The 24,373-nt window shown below is 48.9% G+C and carries 29 protein-coding genes; 14 read left to right on the top strand and 15 right to left on the bottom strand.

Annotated elements, in window-relative coordinates:
* Nucleotides 1-150: 150 nt before the first annotated feature.
* The 3 genes from xseA to ACH50O_RS06450 all read left to right on the top strand — a co-directional run bounded on the left by xseA (nucleotide 151) and on the right by ACH50O_RS06450 (nucleotide 2,592).
* Nucleotides 151-1,494, top strand: coding sequence for an exodeoxyribonuclease VII large subunit (xseA, locus tag ACH50O_RS06460; RefSeq protein WP_446811203.1), 1,344 nt, complete (start codon nucleotides 151-153; stop codon nucleotides 1,492-1,494).
* Between the two features lie 124 nt (nucleotides 1,495-1,618).
* Nucleotides 1,619-2,023 (top strand): bacteriohemerythrin, encoded by a 405-nt coding sequence (locus ACH50O_RS06455; protein WP_446811202.1) that lies wholly within the window; start codon nucleotides 1,619-1,621, stop codon nucleotides 2,021-2,023.
* A complete protein-coding gene (locus ACH50O_RS06450) occupies nucleotides 2,020-2,592 on the top strand; it encodes an alpha-ketoglutarate-dependent dioxygenase AlkB family protein (protein WP_446811201.1) in 573 nt (190 codons plus the stop codon). Before ACH50O_RS06455 ends, ACH50O_RS06450 begins: the two co-directional genes overlap by 4 nt.
* A gap of 27 nt (nucleotides 2,593-2,619) precedes the next feature.
* On the opposite strand, the gene nqrM is transcribed toward ACH50O_RS06450, so the two are convergent.
* The 8 genes from nqrM to ACH50O_RS06410 all read right to left on the bottom strand — a co-directional run bounded on the left by nqrM (nucleotide 2,620) and on the right by ACH50O_RS06410 (nucleotide 9,732).
* Nucleotides 2,620-2,808: a (Na+)-NQR maturation NqrM gene (gene nqrM, locus ACH50O_RS06445; protein ID WP_036277824.1), complete on the bottom strand. Its 189-nt coding sequence runs from the start codon at nucleotides 2,806-2,808 to the stop codon at nucleotides 2,620-2,622.
* Nucleotides 2,809-2,895: 87 nt separating this feature from the next.
* On the bottom strand, nucleotides 2,896-4,116 hold the full coding sequence (nqrF, locus tag ACH50O_RS06440; RefSeq protein ID WP_446811200.1) for an NADH:ubiquinone reductase (Na(+)-transporting) subunit F: 1,221 nt from the start codon (nucleotides 4,114-4,116) through the stop codon (nucleotides 2,896-2,898).
* Between the two features lie 10 nt (nucleotides 4,117-4,126).
* Complete coding sequence (gene nqrE, locus ACH50O_RS06435) at nucleotides 4,127-4,735, bottom strand: NADH:ubiquinone reductase (Na(+)-transporting) subunit E (RefSeq protein WP_446811199.1); 609 nt, start codon at nucleotides 4,733-4,735, stop codon at nucleotides 4,127-4,129.
* Nucleotides 4,735-5,403: an NADH:ubiquinone reductase (Na(+)-transporting) subunit D gene (locus tag ACH50O_RS06430; RefSeq protein WP_446811198.1), complete on the bottom strand. Its 669-nt coding sequence runs from the start codon at nucleotides 5,401-5,403 to the stop codon at nucleotides 4,735-4,737. Before ACH50O_RS06430 ends, nqrE begins: the two co-directional genes overlap by 1 nt.
* Nucleotides 5,404-5,412: 9 nt before the next feature.
* Entirely contained in the window at nucleotides 5,413-6,276 is an 864-nt protein-coding gene (locus ACH50O_RS06425; RefSeq protein ID WP_446811197.1) for a Na(+)-translocating NADH-quinone reductase subunit C, read from the bottom strand.
* Entirely contained in the window at nucleotides 6,269-7,468 is a 1,200-nt protein-coding gene (locus ACH50O_RS06420; protein ID WP_446811196.1) for an NADH:ubiquinone reductase (Na(+)-transporting) subunit B, read from the bottom strand. Before ACH50O_RS06420 ends, ACH50O_RS06425 begins: the two co-directional genes overlap by 8 nt.
* Nucleotides 7,468-8,814, bottom strand: a complete 1,347-nt coding sequence (locus ACH50O_RS06415; RefSeq protein WP_446811195.1) for a Na(+)-translocating NADH-quinone reductase subunit A — start codon at nucleotides 8,812-8,814, stop codon at nucleotides 7,468-7,470. Before ACH50O_RS06415 ends, ACH50O_RS06420 begins: the two co-directional genes overlap by 1 nt.
* 189 nt (nucleotides 8,815-9,003) lie before the next feature.
* Nucleotides 9,004-9,732, bottom strand: a complete 729-nt coding sequence (locus tag ACH50O_RS06410; RefSeq protein ID WP_446811194.1) for a metallophosphoesterase — start codon at nucleotides 9,730-9,732, stop codon at nucleotides 9,004-9,006.
* Nucleotides 9,733-9,833: 101 nt separating this feature from the next.
* On the opposite strand from ACH50O_RS06410, the gene ispG reads away from it, so the two are divergent.
* Nucleotides 9,834-11,054 carry a flavodoxin-dependent (E)-4-hydroxy-3-methylbut-2-enyl-diphosphate synthase gene (ispG, locus tag ACH50O_RS06405; RefSeq protein WP_446811193.1) on the top strand — a complete coding sequence of 407 codons (1,221 nt, stop codon included), beginning with the start codon at nucleotides 9,834-9,836 and terminating at the stop codon, nucleotides 11,052-11,054.
* 57 nt (nucleotides 11,055-11,111) lie between these two features.
* Here ispG and ACH50O_RS06400 read toward each other — a convergent pair whose 3' ends face one another.
* The 3 genes from ACH50O_RS06400 to ACH50O_RS06390 form a co-directional block, all read right to left on the bottom strand.
* The gene (locus ACH50O_RS06400; protein ID WP_446811192.1) at nucleotides 11,112-12,287 is read right to left on the bottom strand and encodes an NnrS family protein; all 1,176 of its coding nucleotides are present in this window, start codon (nucleotides 12,285-12,287) and stop codon (nucleotides 11,112-11,114) included.
* Nucleotides 12,280-13,113 (bottom strand): ferritin-like domain-containing protein, encoded by an 834-nt coding sequence (locus ACH50O_RS06395; RefSeq protein ID WP_446811191.1) that lies wholly within the window; start codon nucleotides 13,111-13,113, stop codon nucleotides 12,280-12,282. The genes ACH50O_RS06400 and ACH50O_RS06395 overlap by 8 nt, the downstream gene beginning before the upstream one ends.
* 71 nt (nucleotides 13,114-13,184) lie before the next feature.
* Complete coding sequence (locus ACH50O_RS06390) at nucleotides 13,185-13,574, bottom strand: lipocalin family protein (RefSeq protein ID WP_446811190.1); 390 nt, start codon at nucleotides 13,572-13,574, stop codon at nucleotides 13,185-13,187.
* 214 nt (nucleotides 13,575-13,788) lie between these two features.
* On the opposite strand from ACH50O_RS06390, the gene ACH50O_RS06385 reads away from it, so the two are divergent.
* A complete protein-coding gene (locus ACH50O_RS06385; protein ID WP_446811189.1) occupies nucleotides 13,789-14,499 on the top strand; it encodes a DUF6901 family protein in 711 nt (236 codons plus the stop codon).
* A gap of 65 nt (nucleotides 14,500-14,564) precedes the next feature.
* A complete protein-coding gene (locus tag ACH50O_RS06380; protein ID WP_446811188.1) occupies nucleotides 14,565-14,756 on the top strand; it encodes a VanZ family protein in 192 nt (63 codons plus the stop codon).
* 156 nt (nucleotides 14,757-14,912) lie between these two features.
* Here the strand turns inward: ACH50O_RS06380 and ACH50O_RS06375 are convergent, their stop codons facing one another.
* On the bottom strand, nucleotides 14,913-15,971 hold the full coding sequence (locus ACH50O_RS06375; RefSeq protein WP_446811187.1) for an OmpA family protein: 1,059 nt from the start codon (nucleotides 15,969-15,971) through the stop codon (nucleotides 14,913-14,915).
* Nucleotides 15,972-16,376: 405 nt separating this feature from the next.
* On the opposite strand from ACH50O_RS06375, the gene ACH50O_RS06370 reads away from it, so the two are divergent.
* The 7 genes from ACH50O_RS06370 to ACH50O_RS06340 all read left to right on the top strand — a co-directional run bounded on the left by ACH50O_RS06370 (nucleotide 16,377) and on the right by ACH50O_RS06340 (nucleotide 20,693).
* The gene (locus ACH50O_RS06370) at nucleotides 16,377-16,691 is read left to right on the top strand and encodes a BON domain-containing protein (RefSeq protein ID WP_446811186.1); all 315 of its coding nucleotides are present in this window, start codon (nucleotides 16,377-16,379) and stop codon (nucleotides 16,689-16,691) included.
* A 14-nt stretch (nucleotides 16,692-16,705) separates the two neighbouring features.
* A complete protein-coding gene (locus tag ACH50O_RS06365) occupies nucleotides 16,706-16,936 on the top strand; it encodes a DUF883 family protein (protein ID WP_446811185.1) in 231 nt (76 codons plus the stop codon).
* Between the two features lie 12 nt (nucleotides 16,937-16,948).
* Nucleotides 16,949-17,392: a phage holin family protein gene (locus ACH50O_RS06360; RefSeq protein WP_446811184.1), complete on the top strand. Its 444-nt coding sequence runs from the start codon at nucleotides 16,949-16,951 to the stop codon at nucleotides 17,390-17,392.
* Nucleotides 17,389-17,763: a hypothetical protein gene (locus tag ACH50O_RS06355; protein WP_446811183.1), complete on the top strand. Its 375-nt coding sequence runs from the start codon at nucleotides 17,389-17,391 to the stop codon at nucleotides 17,761-17,763. The genes ACH50O_RS06360 and ACH50O_RS06355 overlap by 4 nt, the downstream gene beginning before the upstream one ends.
* 163 nt (nucleotides 17,764-17,926) lie before the next feature.
* Nucleotides 17,927-18,160: a FeoA family protein gene (locus ACH50O_RS06350; protein ID WP_446811182.1), complete on the top strand. Its 234-nt coding sequence runs from the start codon at nucleotides 17,927-17,929 to the stop codon at nucleotides 18,158-18,160.
* Nucleotides 18,157-20,475: a Fe(2+) transporter permease subunit FeoB gene (gene feoB / locus ACH50O_RS06345; protein WP_446811181.1), complete on the top strand. Its 2,319-nt coding sequence runs from the start codon at nucleotides 18,157-18,159 to the stop codon at nucleotides 20,473-20,475. Before ACH50O_RS06350 ends, feoB begins: the two co-directional genes overlap by 4 nt.
* Nucleotides 20,472-20,693: a FeoC-like transcriptional regulator gene (locus ACH50O_RS06340; RefSeq protein WP_446811180.1), complete on the top strand. Its 222-nt coding sequence runs from the start codon at nucleotides 20,472-20,474 to the stop codon at nucleotides 20,691-20,693. Before feoB ends, ACH50O_RS06340 begins: the two co-directional genes overlap by 4 nt.
* A gap of 37 nt (nucleotides 20,694-20,730) precedes the next feature.
* On the opposite strand, the gene ACH50O_RS06335 is transcribed toward ACH50O_RS06340, so the two are convergent.
* From ACH50O_RS06335 to ACH50O_RS06325, 3 genes are all read right to left on the bottom strand, one after another.
* On the bottom strand, nucleotides 20,731-21,021 hold the full coding sequence (locus ACH50O_RS06335) for a hypothetical protein (RefSeq protein ID WP_446811179.1): 291 nt from the start codon (nucleotides 21,019-21,021) through the stop codon (nucleotides 20,731-20,733).
* A gap of 71 nt (nucleotides 21,022-21,092) precedes the next feature.
* Nucleotides 21,093-22,046: a YncE family protein gene (locus ACH50O_RS06330; protein WP_446811178.1), complete on the bottom strand. Its 954-nt coding sequence runs from the start codon at nucleotides 22,044-22,046 to the stop codon at nucleotides 21,093-21,095.
* 69 nt (nucleotides 22,047-22,115) lie between these two features.
* The gene (locus tag ACH50O_RS06325; protein WP_446811177.1) at nucleotides 22,116-22,712 is read right to left on the bottom strand and encodes an SRPBCC family protein; all 597 of its coding nucleotides are present in this window, start codon (nucleotides 22,710-22,712) and stop codon (nucleotides 22,116-22,118) included.
* A 129-nt stretch (nucleotides 22,713-22,841) separates the two neighbouring features.
* Between ACH50O_RS06325 and sbcB the strand changes: the two genes are divergently transcribed.
* Nucleotides 22,842-24,281 (top strand): exodeoxyribonuclease I, encoded by a 1,440-nt coding sequence (gene sbcB, locus ACH50O_RS06320; RefSeq protein WP_446811176.1) that lies wholly within the window; start codon nucleotides 22,842-22,844, stop codon nucleotides 24,279-24,281.
* Nucleotides 24,282-24,373 lie beyond the last annotated feature (92 nt).

Genomic DNA, 24,373 nt, shown 5'->3' with positions numbered 1-24,373 from the left:
TTGTTCTCCAAAGCCAAAACGTTCACCGAAGCGCCATTCTAGCGCAGCTTGCTGAGAAACACTCTCCGCAACGCAAAAGCTTCTGCAAATTGGTTAAAGCGCCGTAAAATAAGGTTTTTAACTGATTGACCCTCCACTCTCAATTATTCGATGAGTAATCCCGAGCATATATTCAGCGTATCCCAGCTAAACCGCGAAGCCAAACGTTTACTAGCCAGCCACTTTTTGACTGTACAGGTGCAAGGCGAGATTTCCAATCTCAACCTGCCCTCGTCCGGCCATTACTATTTTACGTTGAAAGATGCGCAAGCCCAGATCCGCTGCGCCATGTTCAAGGGCCAACAGCAACGCCTGCGTTTCAAACCGGCTAACGGTAATTTGGTCGTCGCCACTGCCCAGGTCAGTTTGTACGAGCCGCGCGGCGATTACCAGTTGGTGGTGGAGCAGTTGGAAGAAGCCGGCGACGGCGCGTTGCGACTGGCCTACGAACGCCTGAAACAAAAATTATTGCTGGAAGGCATGTTTGAACAAAGCCGCAAAAAGCCAATACCGCCATTGCCGAATCAAATCGGTGTCATTACCTCGGCCAGCGGCGCGGCAATTCACGACATCCTCAGCGTATTGAAAAGGCGCTTCCCAGCAATTCCGGTGCTGATCTATCCGGTGGCCGTACAAGGCGACAGCGCCAAATTTGAAATCAGCGCGGCACTGGAGACTGCAAATAAACAAGACTTGGTAGATGTAATCATCCTGGCGCGCGGCGGCGGTTCGCTTGAAGACTTGTGGGCTTTTAACGAAGAAATAGTCGCGAGGGCAGTAGCTGCGAGCTGGATCCCGGTGATTTCCGCAGTTGGCCACGAAGTGGATTTCAGCATCGCTGATTTCGTTGCAGACTTGCGAGCTCCGACGCCATCAGCCGCCGCTGAACACGCTGTGCCGGACCAATCCGTCTGGCTGAACCGTTTTACTAGTCTTGAACGCCAATTAGTTCGGCTAGTTCAAAGCAAATTGCAACAGCAACAACTGCGATTAAACTGGCTGAACAAAGCCCTGCAAACCCAACATCCCGGCGAAAAACTGCAACGCAATGCCCAGCGTCTGGATGAACTGGAACAACGCTTGAATCGTGCGATACAAGGCGGCCTCCATCGATATAAACAGCAACTAACATTAACTGAGCATCGCCTAAATCGCCAACAGCCATTGGCGGCGATTCATGGTTATCGTCAGCAACTTGACTTCTTCCAACGGCGTTTAAGCCATTCCGTGCAACTTAAATTAACAACTTTGAAAAGCCGGCAACAGGCGGCGGCACAAACCTTACACGCGGTTAGTCCTCTGGCGACGTTGGAGCGTGGTTACGCTATCGTGCAAAGACATGATAGCTCACGGTTAATCAGGTCGGTTAAATATATAGCCGAGGAAGAACTGCTCGAAACCCGGTTGGCTGATGGTCGCCTCGTTAGCGAAGTCAAGGAGATAATCCCAGATTAAATCACGCGCTGATTTAACCACCACTAACGATTAAATAACACGCTTCCCTCTCGCTTCTCGCCGACAATTACCAGGCACAAAACATGCTTGGTTGAAGTAGTTTACGAACCATACGAGTGCTTACATGACAATATTTGAAAAAACCACAGCTCTCACTGTTGGCTACGATCTTATCGATAACGATCACGACGTATTTATTGATTTGGTAAATCAATTGGATAAGGCCAACAACACCGACTTCCCCGGATTGTTTCAGCGATTGTATGAACACACCGAGGAACATTTCGAATCCGAAAACCGGTTAATGGCGCAATTCGGATTTCCGGCGGAAACTGAACATAAAGGCGAACATCAACGGGTTTTGGGCGAATTCAAACAGTTTAAAACTCGCATCGACAAAGGCCTGATTACGTTTGGCCGTTCATTTGTCAGAGAGCGTCTACCGCAATGGTTTGTGCTACACATTACCACGATGGACAGTGCGTTGGCCGCACATATAAAAATGCAGCAGGAATCGCGTGGCGAATGACAGCCAACAAAGAACTTAGGGTAATCGAGCATTTTTACGACACAGCCGAAAGCGATAGTCTCTATCGGCGTTTGCTGCTGGAACAAAATTGGCCCGGCAACTGTTACAGTGTTGCCGGTCGGGAGTTTATGTTACCGCGCCTGCAAACTTGGCATGCCGATCCTGGAATAAGTTATAGCTACAGCAATAATCTGTTACAAACTCGGCCGTGGACGCCATTACTGTCGGATATACGGCAAAACATCGAACACTTCTTAAATTTCTCGTTTAATTCGGTATTGGTTAATTTATACAGAGACGGCGAGGATTATGTGGGTTGGCATGCGGATAACGAGGCAGAACTGGGAGAGCAGCCTTATATCGCCTCATTGACTCTGGGTGCGACCCGGAAGTTTGCATTTCGGCATAAAAAAACTGCGGAAAGTGGCAGTATCTTACTCGGTAGCGGTACGCTATTGATTATGCAGCCGGATTTCCAACATCACTGGCTGCATAGTATCCCTATCGACCGGGAACTGACTCAAGGACGTATAAACTTAACTTTTCGGAAAGTTATCGTTCCCAAATAATTTGTTTTACGTCTCTAATTGCAGCGTTTAGTGTTGTTCCAACGCTTGAGCTTGTTCTGCTTCAAATTTCTTTCTTTTATCGCATTTTTCGCTGCAGACACAGTTACCGGTGCCGCCACAGGAACCTTTGATTGCGTTCCGACCGAAAATCACACCGACCGCCATTACCGCAATCACGATCAGCATAAATAAAAACGTTACTAAAAAATAACCCATCTTTTTCTCCTTTTTTTCTAATCGCTGAAACGAAAAAAGGAGCGATCCGAAAACCGCTCCCTGTTATTCGCGTCAGATTAATATAAATTAACCGCCGAAATCATCCAACATGATATTTTCAGGATCAACGCCATTGGCCAACAGCATGTTGATCACTGAAGAGTTCATGATTGGAGGTCCGCACATGTAATATTCACAGTCTTCTGGATTCGGGTGATTCTTAATGAACTCTTCGAACAATACGTTGTGAATGAAGCCGGTATAACCTTTCCAGTTATCTTCCGGTAACGCGTCGGACAAGGCCACATGCCATTCGAAATTATCGTTTTCTTTGGCCAGCATATCAAAATCTTCTACATAGAACATTTCGCGTTTGCTACGTGCGCCATACCAGAAGGTCATTTTACGCTTGGATTTCAGTCTACGTAATTGATCGAAGATATGCGAACGCATCGGCGCCATACCGGCACCGCCGCCGATAAATACCATTTCCGCATCGGTTTCCTTGGCAAAGAACTCGCCATAAGGACCGGATACGAACACTTTATCACCTGGTTTCAGATTGAAGATAAAGGAAGACATGATACCCGGAGGAATCCCATCCGGCGCTCCTGGAGGCGGCGTGGCAATCCTGACGTTCAGCATGATTTCCTTTTCTTCAGGATACGAAGCCATGGAGTACGCGCGCAGAGTCGGTTCCTTTACATCGGACACATAGCGCCACAGATTGAATTTATCCCAATCAGGACGGTATTCCTCGGCAACATCCATATCCGCATATTTTGAAATATGTGGCGGACATTCGATTTGGATATAACCACCGGCCCGATAGTTGATAGCTTCACCATCGGGCAACTGCAACACCAATTCTTTAATAAAAGTAGCAACGTTGTCGTTGGACTTAACAGTGCATTCCCATTTTTTAACACCGAATACGCTGTCTTCAACTTCGATGTCCATATTCTGTTTGATGGACACTTGGCAAGCCAGACGTTCGCCGTGCGCAGCTTCGCGCTTGGTGATATGCGATTGCTCAGTCGGCAGAATATCACCACCACCGCTATGCACTTTAACTTTACATTGGCCGCAAGTACCGCCGCCGCCGCAAGCTGAGGAAACAAACAGTTGGTTATCCGCCAATGCCGTTAGCAACTTAGAACCAACCGGTACACGGATTTTCTTCTCGTGATTGATCAGAATTTCCACATCCCCGGAGGCCACCAATTTACTCTTGGCGCCGATGATTAAAAACACCAGCGCTATCACGATGACCGTGAAGAAAATAACACCTAATGCAATTTCCAGCATTACGATACCCTTATAATTGAATTCCAGAGAAAGCCATGAAGCCCAGAGACATCAAGCCAGCGGTGATAAAAGTGATGCCCAGACCTTGCAATGCAGCAGGAATATCGCTGTATTTCAATTTCTCACGCACACCGGCCATGACGGTTATTGCCAAAGCCCAACCGAAACCACTACCTATACCGTAAACCACGCTTTCGCCAAAATTGTAGTCACGTTCGATCATGAACAAGCTACCGGCCAGAATTGCACAGTTCACGGTAATCAGCGGCAGGAAGATACCCAAGGCTTGGTACAGCGCCGGAAAGAATTTATCTAGAATCATTTCCAGAATCTGTACGATCGCAGCAATCATACCGATACAACTCAACAAGCTTAAAAAGCTTAAATCGACGCCGGTAATCCCAAGCCAAGCCAATGCATCTTCTTTCAACAAGGTTTGATAAATGAAGTTATTCGCGGGTACCGTCAAGGTTTGTACCACCATAACCGCAATGCCCAAACCCATGGCGGTAGATATCTTCTTGGAAACCGCCAAGAAGGTACACATACCCAGGAAGAATGACAGCGCCAGGTTTTCGATGAAAACCGCTTTAACAAATAGACTGATGTAAGCTTCCATTAGTGGTGCCCTCCTTCACCGTGAGCAATCGACATGATTTTGAACTCATTGTGTTCAACCTGTTTAGGTTTCCAAGTACGGAAAGCCCAAATTATCAAGCCGATGATGAAAAACGCGCTAGGCGGCAGCAGCATCATACCGTTTGGCACGTACCAGCCACCGTCCTTGACCAACGGTAACACGTCGAAGCCGAGCAATTTACCGGAACCCAGCGTTTCTCTGAACAGAGCCACTATGACAAGAATCAAACTGTAGCCCAAACCGTTACCGATACCATCGACAAAGCTTTGCAGCGGCGGATTTTTCATCGCATACGCTTCAGCGCGACCCATCACGATACAGTTGGTGATGATCAAACCGACGAATACCGATAGCTTTTTGCTGACGTCAAAAGCAAAGGCTTTCAACAACTGATCGACCACGATAACCAGCGAAGCAATAATGATCATCTGAACGATAATCCGAATGCTGCTGGGCGTGTGCTGACGTACAGCGCTAATCGCCGCACTGGAGCAAGCCGTTACCGAAGTCAGGGCCAAAGCCATGATCAAGGAGGTAGACATTTGCGATGTGACCGCCAGCGCCGAACAGACCCCGAGCACTTGTAAAGTAATCGGGTTGTTATCGACCAACGGCTCGAATAATACTTTTTTAGTTTCTTTATCCATTGTTTTGCCCTAACCGTTTGTTCTAATCTTGCTTAAATAGGTAGCGAAACCTTCCGCGCCCATCCAGTATTGGATCAGGTTGCTGACACCGCGACTGGTTAGTGTGGCACCCGCCAAACCGTCTACCTTGTAAACTGAATCGGGACGGCTGGAATCGACACCGCCTTTCACCAATGTCAAAGCCACTTCGCCTTTGTCGGAATAGACTTTCTTGCCTTTCCACAGTGCGCGCCAATTTGGATTGACTACCTCGCCACCCAGACCAGGGGTTTCACCTTGATCATACAAGTTGATGCTTTGTACGGTTTGCGCATCAGGCTCTAAAGCCAAAAAGCCGTACATAGTAGACCACAAACCGTAACCGTTGATCGGCAAAATGATAGATTGCAACTGATCGCCTTTCTTAACCAAAAACACTTTTGTGTATTTGGCTTTTTGGCGGATGCTGGCAATGTCCTTCTCAACCGGAATCAGTTCATTCTGAGCTGGATCCTTAGCGGCCTTGCGCTGATCGTATTCGTCGACATTGATATTGTCTACGTAATCACCAGTTTTAAGGTCGACAATCTTGCTTTCGATTCTGTCGGCGAAAGCTTGGTCGATATCAGTGCCTTCTTCAAGCAAACCAGCCACATCAAGAATATTCTTCTTCATGTCCAGGGCTTTGTTGTAGCCTTGCAGAGGACGTAAAGCCACCGTTGCAAGAGACACCAACACCGCGCAAACCAAGCATAGGGCCAAAGCCACGTTAACGGTTTTTTCCAGGCTGTCGTTGCTTAAAGCCAGGATACGGTCGGCATAAACTCTGAACTGTTCGTAGTACTTGCAGAGCTGCTCGTTAAACTTACCAGTATTTTTCTCAGCATTAAGCATGGCGTTTGATCCTTCTTCTAATATTTGCTTGGACAACAAAGTAATCAATCAATGGTGCAAACATGTTTGAGAAAAGAATGGCAAGCATTACACCTTCCGGGAACGCCGGGTTAATAACCCGAATGATGATAATCATCACGCCGATCATCGCACCATAAATCCAGCGACCGGTGTCGGTTACAGCCGCAGATACCGGATCGGTTGCCATAAACACAGTACCGAATGCAAAACCGCCCACAACCATATGCCAGTACCAGGGGATAGCGAACATTGGATTAGTGTTGCTGCCAATAATATTTAGCAAAGTTGACATCGCTATCATACCAATCAACACACCGCCCATGATCCGATACGAAGCAACGCGTGTATAGAGCAGGAACGCCGCACCCAACATACAAGCCAAAGTCGATGTTTCTCCCATGGAACCAGGAATGAATCCCAGGAATGCTTGTATCCAGCTAAAGCTTTCTTTAATGGCTTCCAAGCCGCCGGCGGAAGCCAGAGACAGTGCAGTCGCACCGCTATATCCGTCCACGGCAACCCATACTGCGTCCCCGGAAATTGAAGCCGGATAAGCGAAGAATAGGAATGCGCGACCGGTTAGCGCAGGGTTAAGGAAGTTTTTACCGGTACCACCGAAAACTTCTTTACCCAGCACGATACCGAAAGAGATACCCAGCGCCACTTGCCACAACGGCATGTCGGGCGGCAGGATCAAGGTATACAGCATCGAAGACACTAAGAAGCCTTCGTTAACTTCGTGTTTACGTACGGTAGCGAACAATACTTCCCAAACACCACCCACGGCCAACGTGGTGAAGTAGATCGGGAAGAAATACAGCATGCCGTGCACTAGGCATGAGAACGGGTTGTAAGGGTTGTAACCGAGCAAGGCCATGATCAGGCTGCGCCAGCCATTGGTCTCTTCCAATCCCATGCCCTTCATCGCCAAATTGGCTTGATAACCGGTGTTGTACCAGGCCATCAAAATGCAAAATGCCGTGGCAATGACCACAAAAGTCATGGTCCGTTTCAGGTCGTTACCGTCACGAACGTGAGTTTTACCGCGCGTTACATCGGCCGGCGTATAGATGAAAGTATCGACCATTTCGTACAGGCCATAATACTTCTCAAACTTGCCGCCCTTTGTAAAATGCGGCTCTATGCTATCTAATAAGTCTCTAGCCGACATTATCCTTCCTTCTCGATTTTAGTTAAATTAGCTCTCAGCACAGGCGCAAAATCGTGCTTGCCCGGATCGACAAACGTGAACAAGGACACGTCTTCTTCACTCAGCTCCAGGCAGCCCAAAGACTGTGCAGTATCCGTATCGCCGACTACAATCGCCTTCAGTAAAGGTGTAGCCAAGATATCCAAAGGCATGACGGACTCATACACGCCGACCGGCACGATGGCCCGGTTGCTACCGTTCTTATCGGTAGTTAAAGGGAACAGCCTGTTATCTTTGCGATCTTTGCTGGATACGTAAACATTCAATGCGGAGTATTTATCTTTACCGGGAACGATCCAACCGAAAAACTCGCGATCGCGACCTTCTTTAATAGCCGAAACTTGCAAGCTGTAAGCACTCAAAAATGCTGCGGACCCTACTGCTTCGTGACCGTACAACACCGAACCTGAAATTACGCGATTTTCAACATCTTGCAATTCGCCGACCACCAAATCGTCCAAGTTGGCGCCAACACGCGCACGAATCAGTCTTGGATTTTTTACCGTCGGACCTGCTAAAGAAACAATCCGCTCAACATTCAATTTGCCGGTGGTAAACAGCGCACCGATAGCAATCACTGCTTGATAATCGATATGCCAAACGAATTTATGAATATTGACCGGATCGATGAAATGGATATGCGTACTGGGCAATCCAGCGGGATGCGGACCGGAAAACTCGGCTACTTGAACGGCTTGATTGGCAACCATATCGGTACCGGAAGCCTTGCAAAGATAGGTTTTACCGGATGTCAACTTGGAGATTACAGTTAAGCCATTAGCAAAGTCGGCGGCTCGGTCTTTGATAATGACAGCTGGATCCGCCGCAAGCGGACGAGTATCGATGGCCGTGACAAAAATTGAACTCGGCGTGGTATCGGCGGCAGGTACTTTACCGTAAGGACGAGTCAGGAACGAAGTCCACAAACCCGATGCCAGTAAATTTTCCTTCACCTGCTCCTGAGTCAAATTGCCTAACTCGGCTTCGCTGTATTTCGCGAAAGACTCTTGCTGATTACCCTGCAATTCAATCACCACCGACAACAAAGCGCGTTTGTCGCCTCGGTTAATGGCTTTAACTACGCCTGCACCGGGAGAAGTGAAGTTAACGCCGGGATTTTTCTTGTCGGAAAAAAGGGCCTGTCCTAATTTGACCTTATCTCCTTCGGCGACCATCATTTTCGGCTTCAGATCAACATAATCGACACCCAACAGGGCGACCGATTTGATGCTGTTACCATCGCTTATCTTTTGTTCGGGTCCGCCCGTGATAGGCAAATCCAAACCTTTTTTAATAGTAAATTGCATAGTGAATACGCCTGCTCTCCAGACTAGTTGCAGCAAAAAGCCCCCTTGAGAAACACCATTCCCAGAGGGCACTTCAAGACATAAAACTTGATCATTACATCACAAGTTATCGGCTTTCTCAACGAGAAATCCTGAGCTTTGCCTACCGACACGTCAGTCGATAACGCCCAACTTGAGCGGAAATACAACTCAAATATCGACTACTTTATTAATATCAAAACCGCTCACAGCTTTACGTCCGACATAACCCCGGGTATTACTTAAAATTCGGGCATCCGCGATCCTGTAATCACCCAGATTATGTACATGACCGTGAAACCAGGCGGTGATTTCGAATTCGTGAAACAAGGGTTTTAAATCATTACAGTAGGCCAGTTTTTTCAAAACATTAGGCGAGTCGATCCAACTCCACTCCGTTGGCGCATGATGCGTAACCACCACCGTTCGCCCGGCATAGGGCAATGCCAATTGTTGGTTAAGCCATGATTTGGCGTCTTGATGTAAATCAGCAAAGTGTCTTGGTTCGAATAATTGTCCGGAGAATGACACTTTACGAAAATCATTCAATGTTTTTCCCAGCGCTTCGGCTTTTTCGGCACCCTCGATAAATAAATCGGCCCATAGCGTACAGCCCAGAAAACGCACACCCTGAAAAATTAACTGATCTTTTTCCAAAAAGTGAATTTGACTGCCGGCACATTCATTACGCAGCATATTGATCGTTTGCTGGTACTCGTAACCATAAAACTCATGATTACCTGCCACATATATGACCGGTTTTCCGATAGCCTTTAACCATTCGACACCTTGCTTGAAAATCCCAATATCCCCAGCGGCCACCACAATATCGGCGTCCGTATCCGGTAGACTCTGCTCACCAAACTCTAAATGCACATCAGAAAAGTAATTTATCCGCACAATTTGCTCTTTCGTCTCATAACTAAGGAGGTATAATTTAATCCTAAGTGATTTACTTGGTATTTTTCAGATAACTTTGATTTTTTGCAAACAACAATTCTATGTCGATTAGCCCCAGAAAACACACCCAACAGGTTTTGGTAGGAAACGTTAAAGTCGGCGGTGGTGCTCCGATTGTAGTTCAATCCATGACTAACACCGATACAGCTGATGTTGCAGGAAGCGTTCAACAGATCATGGAATTGTCGACAGCAGGATCTGAACTGGTACGGATTACGGTCAATACCGAAGAAGCTGCAAAGGCTGTGCCTGAAATCGTTAACCTGCTAGAGCAAAAAGGTTTTTCAGTGCCGATTATCGGCGACTTCCATTTCAACGGCCACAAATTGCTGGAAAAATATCCGGATTGCGCGCAAGCGCTCTCCAAATACCGGATCAATCCCGGCAATGTTGGCAAGGGAAAGGCTCGCGATCCGCAATTCCAGCAAATGATAGAATTTGCCTGCAAATACAACAAGCCTGTGCGGATCGGCGTCAACGGCGGCAGTCTGGATCAAGCGGTTCTGACCCGCCTGCTCGACGAAAATCGCCAGCTAGCGAACCCCAAGGAATTACCAGCCATCACTCGAGAAGCCATCGTGCTTTCGGCTTTGGAAAGCGCCGCAAAAGCCCAGGAACTTGGCTTAGGTAAAGACAAAATTATCTTGTCCTGCAAAATCAGTAACGTGCAGGAATTGATCAGCATTTACGAAGACCTGTCTAACCGTTGCGATTATGCGTTGCATCTAGGCTTAACAGAAGCCGGCATGGGCTCGAAAGGCATCGTATCTTCCGCCGCCGCATTGGGTGTATTGATGCAGCAAGGCATCGGTGACACGATTCGAATTTCATTAACGCCGGAACCGGGCGCGGCCAGAACCAAGGAAGTCATCGTCGGCCAGGAAATCCTGCAAACCATGGGTTTCCGTTCATTCACACCTATGGTTATCGCCTGCCCCGGCTGCGGCCGCACCACCAGCGACTATTTCCAAAGATTGGCGCAAGACATTCAAGGCTATCTGCGCGACCAAATGCCGGTCTGGAAAGACAAATACAAAGGCGTGGAAACCATGGAAGTGGCGGTAATGGGCTGCGTGGTCAACGGCCCTGGGGAAAGCAAAAACGCCAACATTGGCATCAGCTTGCCGGGTAGCGGCGAATCGCCGGTGGCACCGGTGTTTGAAGACGGCGTAAAAACCGTAACCTTAAAAGGCGACAATATCTCTGGCGAGTTCCAGGAATTGGTCGAGCGCTACATCCAATCACACTACAGCGCGCAATAAAAAGCGTTACTCAAAAAAAGGCGGCTATCAAGCCGCCTTTTTTATTGCCTCAAAACTTTAACCAGCCTGACCATCCAATCTCGGCGCAGTCAGTATCGGCGCATAATAAAATGCGAACAGCGAAAACGCCGCCAACCAACAATAAGTGGAAACCATCACCAAACCGCCGTACCAAGCCGGTAAGATGGCAGGAAACAGTACCCGAAACAAGGCTGCAAAATTAATCAGCACAAACGCCAACGCCATAACATTCGACGTTTTCAATGCCCGCCCGGTATGCCCCAACGCGACGCGCGCCATCATGCCCAGCGTCAAAACACCGATTCCGCCCACGGTAAAAGCATGTAAAGCCAAAGACTGCGGTACCATGCCTAAAGCGGACAAGGACACCAAACCAAAGCCAAGAATCAACCAGCCGTAACCTATATACAAAACCCACAACAACGGCACAAACCAAATCCGCGGATTGTACCAAGCCGCTACCCGCACAATATTAATCACAATCGCCGCTACCGCAGCAAAAGCTAACAAGGCACCGGACATATTCAGCATCAACAATACAAAAACCGCTAGGCTGACTGCGACGGCGGCAATATCCAACGCGGGGTTGCGGATACAAATGACTCCGGACAAGCCGCGTTCGGTGAAAAACGGAAATACCCGGCCGGCAATGACCAAAATCATCGCGACAATGACGGTAACCACCAAGATCAGACCGAGCGCGGCGCTATCGGCCATAAAACCCAACACTTGGGCATGAATCAAGCCATTACCCAAGGCCAATAACAGTAATAAGCCGATAAAAACCAAATTTCTGTAATTTCCGGTTTGTAAAATCGGCTTACTAACGAAATAAGCCAGCACCGGTAAAAAAGCGAAATCGACGCCACCAATCAACATATCAGGCAGTAATTCCGAATAAAACGGCAATACCCTGCCATAAATCCACAGAAAACAAAGCGACGCCAACTGGTCGGGACTAACTGTTTGCAGACCGGTCCAGTTTCTAACCGCCGTCAGTAAAAAACCGGCGATCACTGCCGTGGTGTAACCCAGCAACATTTCATGAGCATGCCAAGTACTGCCGGCGAAGTAGTTATCGATATGCAAAGAGCCGTTGGACATCGAGTTCCATAACGCAATCAAAGCCAGAGCAGATAGCCCCGCCAGTGCGAAAAAGGCCCTAAAACCCATCGCAAACAGCGGATAATCAAAAACCGGTTTGTTATTCATGCAAACGCTCCTCCAGCCAGTCAATTTCGTTATTCGAGAAGCCGGCGATTATACGCACTTCTCTATTAAATGGGCCCCTGGGTTTGCCCTGGTAATGGCTCAAAATCAATTCCTTATAATGCCGCTCCGGATCGAACCCCTCCATTTTTGCCAAGAGATTAAACCAATACGAGCCACGCTCGACATGCCCGACTTCGTCTTGATATATCCGTGTCAAGATCTCCACTCCGGTTTCATCGCCCATTGTTTTAAGCTTGCCTATCATTGCCGGCGTCACATCGAGGCCTCGGGCTTCCATGCAGCGCGGCACGACCGCCAATCTGGCCAATATATCGTCGGCGGTATCTTCGGCATGCGACCAAAGCCCGCGATGCGCAGGCAAATCGCCGTAATCGAACCCCAAGCTCTGCAGGTGCTTGCGAATCAACGCAAAATGCTGCGCCTCTTCGTCGGCAATGATTAGCCAATCCCGATAAAACTCATCGGGTAAACCGCGAAACCGGAAAATAATGTCCCAAGCCAAATAAATTGCGACAAACTCGATATGCGCCAGCGCGTGAAAAAAAGCCGCCTTACCCTCCATAGTATCCAGGCGGCGTCTGGGCATATCGCGCGGCATTAACAGTTCCGGTTTATCAGGGAATACGGTAGAAGCGATCAACCCTGGATCACCCTCCACCGGAAACTTTAGTAATCCGTTATCCAATATCTGTTTGGCTCGGTGAGTTAAAGCAAGCTTTCGCTCTACATCACCATCGAATAAACAGCACTCGGCAAAATCGAATATAGAATGCACGTGCTCTTCCAAAACCGAAAATCCTCTCATCCTGCTCACCCCGGCCCAGCATTCTAACGCCGGATGCGGAAAATCGTGACGACAGGAATACTCGAAAATGCTTATTTTTTAGACATGAAAAAGTAAACGGTTTGGCACTTCAACACCATAGTGCTGCCCGTTTTTTCAAGGGCTTCGCAGGTTTCCATTTTCGAACGGCCTGGCGCCGCCTGCTTGACAATTTTGCCACCTTCGACCGAATAATTAAGCACCGCGCGCATTTGATCGATTCTGGCGTGCGAATCATTTTCGTGAGTCATGCCTTCGATAGTGCCGTCCTCTTTAAAGGTCCAGGTGGTATTTGAACTGCGCGCCTTGCTGCCGTCGCTGGTATTCGATTCTTTATCGATCTGCCATATACCCAAGATCTCGGCTTTGGTTAGCTGCACTTCCGCTGCCGCAGTGAAAGACACAAACAACAAAGCGATAGCGGGGAGTTTAATTAATTGCATGGTAAAGCCTTATAAGGTTTATTTTTAGAGCCTGGATTGTAACATGTAGCCCAAGCCTATCCTTTTTAGTTGGGGATAGCCGCTATACTGCAGTCCGACTCAACGGCAAATGGACCTTGCCAGTCTTTGACACGAACCCATACAATCGCCGAAACCCTAGGCAAAGACATATGTCACTTGTTTAAAGTAATCGCACACCTGCTTGTGAAAACCTATGCCGAAAAACATCCTAAATTTCACCTATCGGCTAAGCGCGGCGGATTACGACAGCACCGACTTCGTCATCGAAGTCGACAAACATAGCATGACACTGGTGTCCACCCCGCAACCGCCATACCCATTTTGGACGGCGCTTTCGTATCAGCAATGCCGTAATTGTCCGTTACAGCCGGAACAGTTTTCGCATTGCCCTGTGGCGGTTAATTTGATGCCTTTGTTAGATCTTTGCGGCCATTTGGTTTCCCATAAACCCATGACTGTGGAAGTCTTAACCGACAGAAGGAGTATACGCGCCGAAACGACCGCCCAGCACGTCGCCAGCTCGATTCTCGGTTTAATCATGGCCACCAGCCCTTGCCCCCACACCGAGTATTTGAAACCGATGGCCCGCTTTCATCTGCCCTTGGCCGACCAAGACGAGACCATTTATCGCGTCACAGCCATGTTTTTATTGGCGCAATATTTTCGCTATAAAGAAAATTTGCCGTATTCGCTGGAACTGGACGAATTACTTTCGATTTATCATAACCTGCAGATTATCAACTTACATTTAACCAAGCGACTGAAAACAGCAATACGCGAAGATGCCGCGATTAATGGCATTATTTTGCTGGATTTGCTGTCAAAATCGGTTTCTTGGTCGATAGAAGACGGCCTTGAGGAAATTCATCATTTATTCAACAGCTATCGCAAGCTCCCCGAATAGTAACTAAACCGCCATAGCGCCTTACCTCCCCCCAGATTATCTTTATACGAAAACACGCATGGATCATGCTTGCTGAGCATTCTCTGCCGCAACGCCAAGTATTGTTATTAAAGGGTTTCGGCTTTTGTATGCTCTACGATTTATCCGACGAATGGCATTGGTCTTCCGTAGCGGGGCGCCATTCCTACGCATTGGACTGGCTGGTCGATAGTGTAGGCGGTTTGGCGGGCGGTACTAAATATATAAAAAGCAGTTAAGACCTGACGGCTTCTTTGCCCGACTTCTACGCCCTTTCGCGGGCATGGATAGTCTGGTTTGATTATTGTCGACAAGAACACTAAGCGACACATCTAGCCTACTTCTGGAGCAGGCTAAATGCTTACGGTATTTGAAATATTCCAGGCTTTATTGCTTTATTCTTCAATCCATATTAATTCGACACGGCGATTTTCCGCTTTACCGGCTTCGGTAGCGTTATCGCCGATAGGTTGGGTTTCGCCGTAACCTTTAGCGGATAACTTGTTAACAACGCCTTTCAGCTTCAAGTAGTCAACTACCGAATGTGCTCGGCGTTCCGACAGTTTCATGTTGTACGAGTCGCTGCCTTCGCTACTGGCGTGGCCTTGTACTTGGATTTCATTTTTCTGCGGAAACGCAATTAAATCCTTGGCAACACCGTCCAGCAATTCCTTGGCATTTAAGCCAAGCTCGGCGGAATCGTATTTGAAATGTTCTCCTTTCAGTATTAATCTGACGGCGCAACCTTTAAGGTCAACGGCGGCACCTTTAATCGTACCGGGGCATTTGTCCAAACAATCGTTGACACCGTCGGCGTCCGCATCAGTTTTACTACAATCGGCCTTTGGCGACGCTACAATCGGAGTAATCGGCTTGGGAGCATCGGATTTTGCCGCATATTTCGGTTTGTCGCCAAACGGAATCACCACCCCCAGATTGACCGTCATATCGTGAAATTCGTCTGTACCCGGTTGAACGTGAGCGTTGAAATTATTGTTGTAGCGGTAACGTACGTCGCTGCGAATCAATAGATTGTCATTCACTTCATAGCTGGCCCCGACGCCGGCTTCGCCGATAAAACCGATACCGCAATTGGCCGAGGCGCAAGTATTCATGCCGCCCAAACCTATCACCGCATACGGCGAGAATTTATCGCGAAACAAATAATATTGCACATCGGCACTGCCGCCCGCCAAATCCCAAGGGCCGTTATCGCCGCCAAAGCCTTGATAAAAACCTTTTAATTCCACATTGAAATGTTCGTCGATGATTTTGCCGACACCCAAGCCGCCGCCCCAACCGTCGCGCGCATGCCTGTCCCCGCCGCTATTGATAAACGTCGCAAACGGAGCCACATACCAGCGGTTATCCTGGCTTTGATCGGCGGCTTGAACGTGCGGCGCCATCGCTAATCCGACTAACGAGGCGAAAGGCAGTAAGCGTTTAGTAAGCATAAGTTTTTCCTATAAATGTAAGACTGAAAAGTCATGACACCTCACCGCTCTAGCAAATTATTTCGACATCGTTTGACGTAATCGATGCCGTCGGCACCGGCGGGTGTTGTTGTAAAAAAGCTGTTAAGTAGCTTATTCGCAACAGAGAACCGCTGTCGGTGCGGTACCGAACATAAGCGGATACCGCGCAAAATTTCTTGGCAAGTCTAATTATCCCATGTCACTTGCTGTCGGCCTAGGTATGTACGCTAGCGTACCGACTGATTCCCGATTTTTGCTTAAAGTGCTTTCAAGGTTTCATAGTTCCAATCCTGCTAAAACCTGCCGCCGCTCCCCATTCGCCTGAAACCGCTAAGTATTAGGCGGAAAGCTGCGTATTTATTTCTCAAATCCGGAGAGTTACCGATGAAAAATCTGACTAAATTATTATCCGCCTCGATTGTGGCCGTGACCTTACTGGTCGCATCGGGTTGCGCATCGACTCATAAACACGAAGGCACCGGTGAATATGTCGACGACAGTGTCATCACCACCAAGGTAAAAGCAATGTTGTTTGATGAACCCAACCTAAGATCAGGCCAGATCAACGTTGAAACCTTCAAGGGCGTCGTGCAATTGAGCGGTTTCGTCGGTACTCAAGCCGATATTAACAAAGCCGTGGAAATCGCTCGCGGTGTCAAAGGCGTAGATTCCGTCAAAAACGATATGCGCCTTAAATAAGCCAGGAAACCATTATGGAAACCATAGACAAAGCATCCAACTACGCCCATGAAGCGGTAGACAAAATAACCAACGCCTCGCATCAAGCCGCGGAAACCCTAGACCAAAAAAGCGAACAACTAAAAACCGCCGAGCAGCGTATCGTAAAAAACTGTCAAGTCTATATCCGCGATAATCCAGTGACTTCGCTAGGCATCGCGGTCGCCACCGGATTTTTGCTAAGCCGCCTATTGAGCATCCGTTAGACCTGAAACCTCGTGAAACCGGACGACATCGCGCAAAACCATGAATCCGCAGCCTCATCCACGCCTGACACGCCGTCCGGCGAAGCAGGCGTGCTGGCGGCAATTCAAAGCCTGTGGAATGAATTATACGGCTTAAGCCATGAGCGTTTGCAGCTCGCCGCCCTGGAAACGCGGCGGGCGGGTCAAAGCTTGGTAACGATGATTATTGCGGGAGTGATGCTCGCGTTATTACTAAGCGCGGCATGGTTGGGAATTTTGGCTGCCGTCGTATTCCGGCTAGTTGAATACGAGTTGCCGGCCAGCACCGCAATATTAATCGCAGTAGCTTCTAACTTACTATTGGCGTTAATGCTTTGCAGCATCATCCGCCACCGTAGCCGTTACCTACAGTTTCCGGCCACACTGCGTAGCCTTAAACCGCAAACCGGACAACGTTCGAGCCGGGGACATCAATGATACCGGCTTGGTTTAAGCACAATACGCCCCTACAAGCACAGATACGCGATGCAGAGCGACGCGTATTGCAACGTGAAGCCTTAGTCAGGCTCGGCAAAATTAAGTTACTCGAGAATTTACGCCACCAAATAACCTCCATTCCGAACTTGGCGCTGGCGGGCGGCATTGGTTTTATCAGCGGAGAACTTAGCAAATGCCCGAAGCGCCAATTATCGTCATCCGCCGTAAATGTCCCCAATACCGAAAAAACGCCTTTTAGAAATGCAATCACGCTGATTTTGATGGCTCGCACTTTCTACACCAGCTTTCCTGTGACTTGGTTAATAAAACGCTTCAAACAATCCGAAATCTCAGCACGAAAACCGGATTAAGGAATCACCGAAGCAAGCGATTTTCAAGACCGTATAGGGGTTGATTTATCCTACGTTTATATTTGTACCGTGATTAGTTTTTTGGCCAGGAACTAATTCTGTAACACCGAGGCATTGATGTGCTATATTGCGATTTAATGAGAACTATTATTAATTAGATTATATGTCGACATATCTAAAAGCGCTGGCGACTGGCGATACAGGCCGTATAGTTGGGTTCGACCAATCCGGCGGTGTCTATCGTAAGAAACTATTGGCGATGGGCTTAACGCCGGGCACAGAGTTCACTATTACGCGTTTCGCACCCATGGGTGATCCGGTTGAAATCAAAATCCGCGGATTTTCTTTGTCGCTACGTAAAAACGAGGCGTCAGTCTTACTCATAGAAAAAGTATGAGTACGGACTTCACCGTCGGCGTTGTCGGCAACCCCAATTGCGGAAAAACCACGCTGTTCAATGCCTTGACCGGCTCCAAGCAGCATGTCGGCAATTGGCCAGGGGTGACTGTCGAACAAAAAACCGGCGAATACACACACCAAGGCAAACACATCAGTCTGGTCGACCTGCCCGGCACATATTCTTTAGAGGCCGATGACGACAGCATATCGCTGGACGAAAAAGTTGCCCGCGATTACGTGGCTTCCCGCCAAGCCGATTTGATCATTAATATCGTCGACGCTTCCAACATAGAACGTAACCTTTATCTAAGCTCGCAATTGATCGAAATGCGGGTGCCGATGATATTGGTCCTGAACATGATGGACGCGGTACAAAAACGCGGCATTAAAATCGACATCGAAGTACTCGCCAAACAAATGGCCTGTCCGGTAGTACCTATTACCGCGGCTACGCGTTCGGGCATCAAAGAGTTACGGGATGTTATTAACAAAGCTTGCATCAGCAAACCGATTCCGGCCTTACAAGTCGATTACGATCCGGCTATTGAATCGGCTGTCAGCCAATTGCAACCGCAATTAGCCCAGAGAGCTGTTGATTTAGTATGCGATAGCCGCTGGCTGGCGCTACGTTTGCTGGAAAACGATACCTTGGCCAAACAATTCGCCGGCCCTGAATGGCAAGCGGCGGCTGCTCAATTGCGCGCCGAAATCGAAGAGCAAACCCAAGACGAAATCGATATTCTGGCGGCGGATGCCCGTTACGGGCTAGTTAATCGTCTTGTACAGGCCTGCGTCTGCAAGCTCAACGAAGTGTCCCGCAATACCACCGATAAAATCGACAGCGTTGTCTTGAACCGCTTCCTGGGCATACCCATTTTTTTAATGGTGATGTACGCGATGTTCATGTTCACCATCAACATCGGCAGCGCTTTCGTAGACTTTTTCGACAAAGCGGTTGGCGCCTTATTGGTAGACGGCTTAAATGAATTGCTGACTTCTCTGGACTTACCAGACTGGCTGGTGGTATTGACCAGCAGCGGCATCGGCGGCGGCATTCAAGTGGTGTCTACGTTCATACCCATCGTCGGCTTTTTGTTCATATTTCTATCGATGTTGGAAGACTCCGGATATATGTCCAGAGCGGCGTTTGTGATGGACAGATTTATGTGCATCATCGGCCTGCCCGGCAAGTCGTTTGTACCGATGATAGTCGGCTTTGGCTGCAATGTGCCGGCCATTATCGCGACCCGTACCCTGGACAATCAACGTGATCGGGTATTGACCAATTTGATGAATCCGTTCATGTCCTGCGGTGCGCGTCTGCCCGTTTACGCCTTGTTTGCGGCCGCGTTTTTCCCGGTCGGCGGCCAAAATCTGGTGTTTGGCTTGTATTTGTTCGGTATCGTGGTGGCGGTGTTGACCGGTTTAATCATGCGCCATACCTTGTTACGCGGCAACCCTACCCCCTTTTTAATGGAACTGCCGGCATATCATTTACCCACTTTACAAGGCGTTTACACCAAAACCTGGGAGCGTTTGAAAACCTTTATATTCAACGCCGGCAAAGTCATCGTACCGATGGTTCTGGTGTTGAACGTGTTGAACTCGCTGGGCACCGATGGCAGTTTCGGCCGGGAAAATAGCGATAAATCGGTACTAAGCGAAATCGGCCGAACTTTGACGCCGATATTCCAGCCCATGGGCATCGCCCACGATAACTGGCCGGCTACCGTCGGTATCTTTACCGGTGTTTTGGCCAAGGAAGCTGTAGTCGGCACCTTGGATGCGTTGTATAGCCAAATGGCTGCTTCCGATCAACCGGAGGAAGACAAAAACTTCGATTTGCAACAGGCGTTGCTGGAAGCCTGTCAAACGGTACCCAATAACCTGATGGCGATTGCCGACAAGTTGCTGGACCCTTTGGGATTGGGCATCGCCAACATCTCCGACCAGGCCGCGGCAGCCGAACAACAGCAAGTCAAACTCGATACCTTTGGTGTGATGCAAGTACATTTCGATGGACAAATCGGCGCGTTTGCCTATTTGTTGTTTATTTTGCTTTATGCACCCTGCGTAGCTGCCACGGCGGCAATATATAAAGAAACCAACGGCGGATGGGCGTTATTCGTGGTGTGCTGGACGACCTTTGTCGCGTATTTAACAGCAACTCTCTTTTATCAAGGCATGACCTACGCCCAACACCCAAGTTCGGCTATCGGCTGGATATTAGCGCTAACGATTATCTTCGCGGGTGTGTTGTTTCTGTTACGCTTTTACGGGGTTCGCCACACCGTGAATGGAGTTGTGCAATGATATTGTCCGACTTACGCAGCTATTTGCAGGAAAAACGCCGGGTAACCTTGAGCGATCTTGTTTTGCATTTTCATATGGACGCCGACGCCTTGCGCGGCATGCTGGGGAAGTGGATCAATAAGGGCAAAGTACGCTTAAGCCCGGCGGGCGGATCTTGCGGCACCAGCTGCTGCAAATGCGATCCTACGCTGACAGAGATTTACGAGTGGGTGGAATAGCATAGCGAGGCGCAAACACCTCGCTAGACTGAAATTTTTATTTGGCTTCCGCCAACCAGCCTTGCAGCGCTTCGATTAACTCTTGCGCCTGTTTTTCGCTGGAAATATTGAATTTCGATTTTTGCTGATATTCGCCGTTGCGCTTTTGATAGCGGCGAATACTAAATCTATCCTGGCTATATTGGTTTTTAGCCGGCTCCCAATCTTGATAACGGTAAATGACCGTGGCCCAAGCGCCCTTGCTCAGGATTTTTTTGTCCAGTTCCTTGACAGTTTCGACGCCGCCGTCTTCGTAACTAATGGTTAAATCTTCAACGGTTTCAGCCATATATTTCTCAATGAGGTTAGCAACGGCGCGCAGTCTACCATACAAGCGCGGCCATCAAAATGCCGAATCGTCTAGCGCGCGATGAACTCACCGAAGGCGCGGCTGCCCTCTCCCGTTTTGATGGTATTTATCACCTGCAGGGTTTTGGCGTCGATTACCGAAACATTGTTGTCGAACCAGTTAGCCACATAGATGTGCTGGTCGTCAGGGTGCGTACTTATACCTTCCGGTTTATCGCCCACGGCGATTACCTCTATCTGTTTTAGCGTCGTGGTATCCACTACCGAAACCGTACTGTCGTCCTGATTGGTTACAAACAGCAATTTATCGTTTGAAGCTAAGGCTACCGCATAAGGCCTGGCCCCTACCTTGATAGTCGCCAGACGCTTCAGGCTACGCGCATCCAGCACGGTCACATCGTCGCTTTCGACATTCGCTGAATACAAGCGTTTACCCTGACTATCCACTGTTATCCCGAACGGATGCGCTCCAACCTTGGTGGTGTTACGTATCGTCAGTTTTTTTATGTCAACCTGCGAGATGGAATCGTCGATGCGATTGGCGACGTATAGCCAGCGATTGTCCGGACTAACCGCCATACCGGATGGCGATTTACCGACGGTGATGGTTTTTTGTTTGACAAAGTTTTTCGTATCGAAAACTGTCACCGAATTTTCATACCAATCGGCCACAAATACCTGTTCGCCTTTTTTATCGGCGGTAATTCCCAGCGACGCGCCGCCCACTTTAACCGTACGCAGTTTGCTCAGCTTCTCGCTGTCCAATACCGCAAAACCGCCGCCTTCCGGCGTGCTGATATAAATTTGTTTCAACGGCTGATTGATTGCCACGCCCGCCGGTTTGCCCTCAACTTTAACGGTCTCTATGACCTGCTGGCGTTGGGTATCGATTACCGATACCGAGTTCTCCAGCTGATTGGTGATAAAGGCCCGAGGATCGGCGCTAACCTTAGCTTCGAAAGCACTTAACAGCGTAAAAGCCAAAAACGAATATCTGATGAGCATAGTGAGGATGTGTGGAATTTTGCAGCGGGAGGGTTCTCGGCCGAATACCGAGAACCGGATGACAGCGATTTAGCGTTTGATGTCGATTTCAACGGAAACAGCGCCCGCACCGACTTTTTTAGCGATAGATTCCAGGCCGGATTTCAACACGTTAGTAACTGCTTTGTCGGCAGCTTCCTCGTTCAACTCAGCAGGCGGGTTGTTGTTGACGTAAGCGCGGTAATAAGTTGCTACCCATTCCACTTCGGCTTTACCGCCTTTATCGGTAACTGAGATTTCCGCGGCGTAATTGCCCACCGGCAATACCGGAATATGCTCGTCTTGGCCGGCGTGTTTAATAGTACCGGATGAGCTCATCTCGGTAATTTTGTACTTATAGGCGAATTTGGCTGCATCATAGGCTTTCAGCTCTTCGGTGATGGTACCGCCACTGCTCAGATGCAGAGTGCGGACCGCACCTTTATTGTTGGTGCCTTCACCTGTTACGCTTCTAACGGCCGGCAACCAGGATAGATCGTCGTAGTTTTTAATCACATCCCAAACTTTTGCCGCAGGCGCATCAATGGTTACAGTCGCAGTTAGTTTTGCTCTAACCGGGCCATGAGCATTGGCCATGCTGGTAAACAAAAACAAAGCGGCTGAAACGAATAGCGAGGTTTTTTTCATAACACTTTCCTATGATGGTCACATAAAATGGAGTGGGCGATTATAAAATAAAATCCTTCCTCGGGTATCCGCAAAACCATATTTGCGGAAATATTCCCTTGACCACCCCTCCGCGTCCTCGAGCATCGAATGACTACAGCAACTTTTTTTTGGCACGATTACGAAACTTTCGGCATCGATCCGCAACGCGATAGGGCATGCCAGTTTGCCGGCATTCGCACCGACTACGATTTCAATATCGTCGGCGAACCTGTCATGGTCTATTGCCAGCCGGCGGACGACTATTTACCGCATCCGGAAGCTTGCCTGATTACCGGCATCACCCCGCAACTCGCCGCCCAAAAAGGCGTTTGCGAAGCTGAGTTTGCCGGCATCATTCACCGGCAACTCGCCGATCCGGGCACCTGCGGCGTGGGTTACAACAGCATCCGCTTCGACGATGAAGTCACCCGCAATTTACTGTATCGAAATTTTTACGATCCTTATGCGCGCGAATGGCAAAACGGCAATTCCCGCTGGGATATTATCGACATCGTGCGGGCCACCAAGGCTTTACGGCCGGCCGGCATCGAATGGCCGGTTACCGGGGACGGTGTCGCCAGCTTCAAACTGGAAGCACTCACCAAAGCAAATGGCATAGCCCATGAAGCAGCGCATGATGCGCTATCCGATGTGTATGCGACGATTGCAATGGCTAAGCTTGTCAAACAGCGCCAACCGAAACTATTCGATTATTTGCTGAGTAACCGCCACAAAAACGCCGCCTTAAAACTACTGCAGCTCGGCAGCTTTACGCCTTTGATTCATATATCCGGCCGCTTTGCCTCCCGCAACCATCATTTGGCCGTGGTGTTGCCACTGGCGCAGCATCCAAGCAATAGTAACGAAGTGATCGTTTACGACCTTTCGGTTGACCCGGCTCCATTGCTCGAGTTAAGCGCGGAGCAAATCCAGCAACGGCTATTTGTTGCCAGCGACGCATTGCCGGAAGGGATTGCCAGAATCCCGTTAAAAACCGTGCATATTAATAAAACCCCTGTGTTGGCGCCTTTGTCCGTGATAAGGCATGAGGACGCCGAGCGCCTGCAACTGGATTTGGCTTTGTGTAAATCCAACGTACAACGAATTCAGGCCGCGCCGTCCCTAACCGGAAAGCTCGCCGAAGTGTTTACCCGTAAATATCAAGAGCCCTCTAGCGATCCCGACTTGATGATTTACAGCGGCGGATTTTTTAGCAACAACGACAAGGCTATCATGGCCCAAATCCGGCAAGCTGAGCCAAGCGAGTTATCCGATTTCGATGCCGGTTTCGACGACGCCCGTCTGCCGGAAATGCTGTTTCGCTATCGCGCCCGAAATTACCCGCAAACGCTATCCGAGGCGGAAGTCCAACGCTGGCAACAGTATTGCCGGCAAAAGTTAAACGACGCCTCGACCGAAGGCATGCTCACGCTGGAACAGTTCACCGCCAAAATTGCGGCACTGCACGAAGAACTTGATGCGGATCGACAGGTACTGAAAGCGCTCGCGGATTATGCCGAAGAGCGGCGTTTAAGATTTCAAAATTAAGGACGCCGTGCCGATTAAAATTTGGTACTTATCTGCTCAGGAACAAGGCGATTTATGCGTTATGCCGTATAATGCAGCCCATTTGAGTGAAT

This window comes from Methylomonas sp. 2BW1-5-20 (genome assembly GCF_052474515.1).
This window is presented reverse-complemented; position numbering and strand designations above follow the sequence as displayed.

What these genes read in the sequence shown, in the direction of transcription:
- ACH50O_RS06390 (WP_446811190.1), bottom strand. Translation starts at nt 13,574, where the DNA reads ATGCAATTAATTAAACTCCCCGCTATCGCTTTGTTGTTTGTGTCTTTC.
- ACH50O_RS06430 (WP_446811198.1), bottom strand. Translation starts at nt 5,403, where the DNA reads ATGGATAAAGAAACTAAAAAAGTATTATTCGAGCCGTTGGTCGATAAC.
- feoB (WP_446811181.1), top strand. Translation starts at nt 18,157, where the DNA reads ATGAGTACGGACTTCACCGTCGGCGTTGTCGGCAACCCCAATTGCGGA.
- ACH50O_RS06325 (WP_446811177.1), bottom strand. Translation starts at nt 22,712, where the DNA reads ATGAAAAAAACCTCGCTATTCGTTTCAGCCGCTTTGTTTTTGTTTACC.
- ACH50O_RS06385 (WP_446811189.1), top strand. Translation starts at nt 13,789, where the DNA reads ATGCCGAAAAACATCCTAAATTTCACCTATCGGCTAAGCGCGGCGGAT.
- ACH50O_RS06370 (WP_446811186.1), top strand. Translation starts at nt 16,377, where the DNA reads ATGAAAAATCTGACTAAATTATTATCCGCCTCGATTGTGGCCGTGACC.
- ACH50O_RS06400 (WP_446811192.1), bottom strand. Translation starts at nt 12,287, where the DNA reads ATGAATAACAAACCGGTTTTTGATTATCCGCTGTTTGCGATGGGTTTT.
- ispG (WP_446811193.1), top strand. Translation starts at nt 9,834, where the DNA reads ATGTCGATTAGCCCCAGAAAACACACCCAACAGGTTTTGGTAGGAAAC.
- nqrM (WP_036277824.1), bottom strand. Translation starts at nt 2,808, where the DNA reads ATGGGTTATTTTTTAGTAACGTTTTTATTTATGCTGATCGTGATTGCG.
- ACH50O_RS06355 (WP_446811183.1), top strand. Translation starts at nt 17,389, where the DNA reads ATGATACCGGCTTGGTTTAAGCACAATACGCCCCTACAAGCACAGATA.
- sbcB (WP_446811176.1), top strand. Translation starts at nt 22,842, where the DNA reads ATGACTACAGCAACTTTTTTTTGGCACGATTACGAAACTTTCGGCATC.
- ACH50O_RS06415 (WP_446811195.1), bottom strand. Translation starts at nt 8,814, where the DNA reads ATGCAATTTACTATTAAAAAAGGTTTGGATTTGCCTATCACGGGCGGA.
- ACH50O_RS06455 (WP_446811202.1), top strand. Translation starts at nt 1,619, where the DNA reads ATGACAATATTTGAAAAAACCACAGCTCTCACTGTTGGCTACGATCTT.
- ACH50O_RS06365 (WP_446811185.1), top strand. Translation starts at nt 16,706, where the DNA reads ATGGAAACCATAGACAAAGCATCCAACTACGCCCATGAAGCGGTAGAC.
- ACH50O_RS06450 (WP_446811201.1), top strand. Translation starts at nt 2,020, where the DNA reads ATGACAGCCAACAAAGAACTTAGGGTAATCGAGCATTTTTACGACACA.
- ACH50O_RS06350 (WP_446811182.1), top strand. Translation starts at nt 17,927, where the DNA reads ATGTCGACATATCTAAAAGCGCTGGCGACTGGCGATACAGGCCGTATA.
- xseA (WP_446811203.1), top strand. Translation starts at nt 151, where the DNA reads ATGAGTAATCCCGAGCATATATTCAGCGTATCCCAGCTAAACCGCGAA.
- ACH50O_RS06375 (WP_446811187.1), bottom strand. Translation starts at nt 15,971, where the DNA reads ATGCTTACTAAACGCTTACTGCCTTTCGCCTCGTTAGTCGGATTAGCG.
- ACH50O_RS06420 (WP_446811196.1), bottom strand. Translation starts at nt 7,468, where the DNA reads ATGTCGGCTAGAGACTTATTAGATAGCATAGAGCCGCATTTTACAAAG.
- ACH50O_RS06425 (WP_446811197.1), bottom strand. Translation starts at nt 6,276, where the DNA reads ATGCTTAATGCTGAGAAAAATACTGGTAAGTTTAACGAGCAGCTCTGC.
- ACH50O_RS06395 (WP_446811191.1), bottom strand. Translation starts at nt 13,113, where the DNA reads ATGAGAGGATTTTCGGTTTTGGAAGAGCACGTGCATTCTATATTCGAT.
- nqrE (WP_446811199.1), bottom strand. Translation starts at nt 4,735, where the DNA reads ATGGAAGCTTACATCAGTCTATTTGTTAAAGCGGTTTTCATCGAAAAC.
- ACH50O_RS06335 (WP_446811179.1), bottom strand. Translation starts at nt 21,021, where the DNA reads ATGGCTGAAACCGTTGAAGATTTAACCATTAGTTACGAAGACGGCGGC.
- ACH50O_RS06380 (WP_446811188.1), top strand. Translation starts at nt 14,565, where the DNA reads ATGCTTGCTGAGCATTCTCTGCCGCAACGCCAAGTATTGTTATTAAAG.
- ACH50O_RS06340 (WP_446811180.1), top strand. Translation starts at nt 20,472, where the DNA reads ATGATATTGTCCGACTTACGCAGCTATTTGCAGGAAAAACGCCGGGTA.
- ACH50O_RS06330 (WP_446811178.1), bottom strand. Translation starts at nt 22,046, where the DNA reads ATGCTCATCAGATATTCGTTTTTGGCTTTTACGCTGTTAAGTGCTTTC.
- nqrF (WP_446811200.1), bottom strand. Translation starts at nt 4,116, where the DNA reads ATGCTGGAAATTGCATTAGGTGTTATTTTCTTCACGGTCATCGTGATA.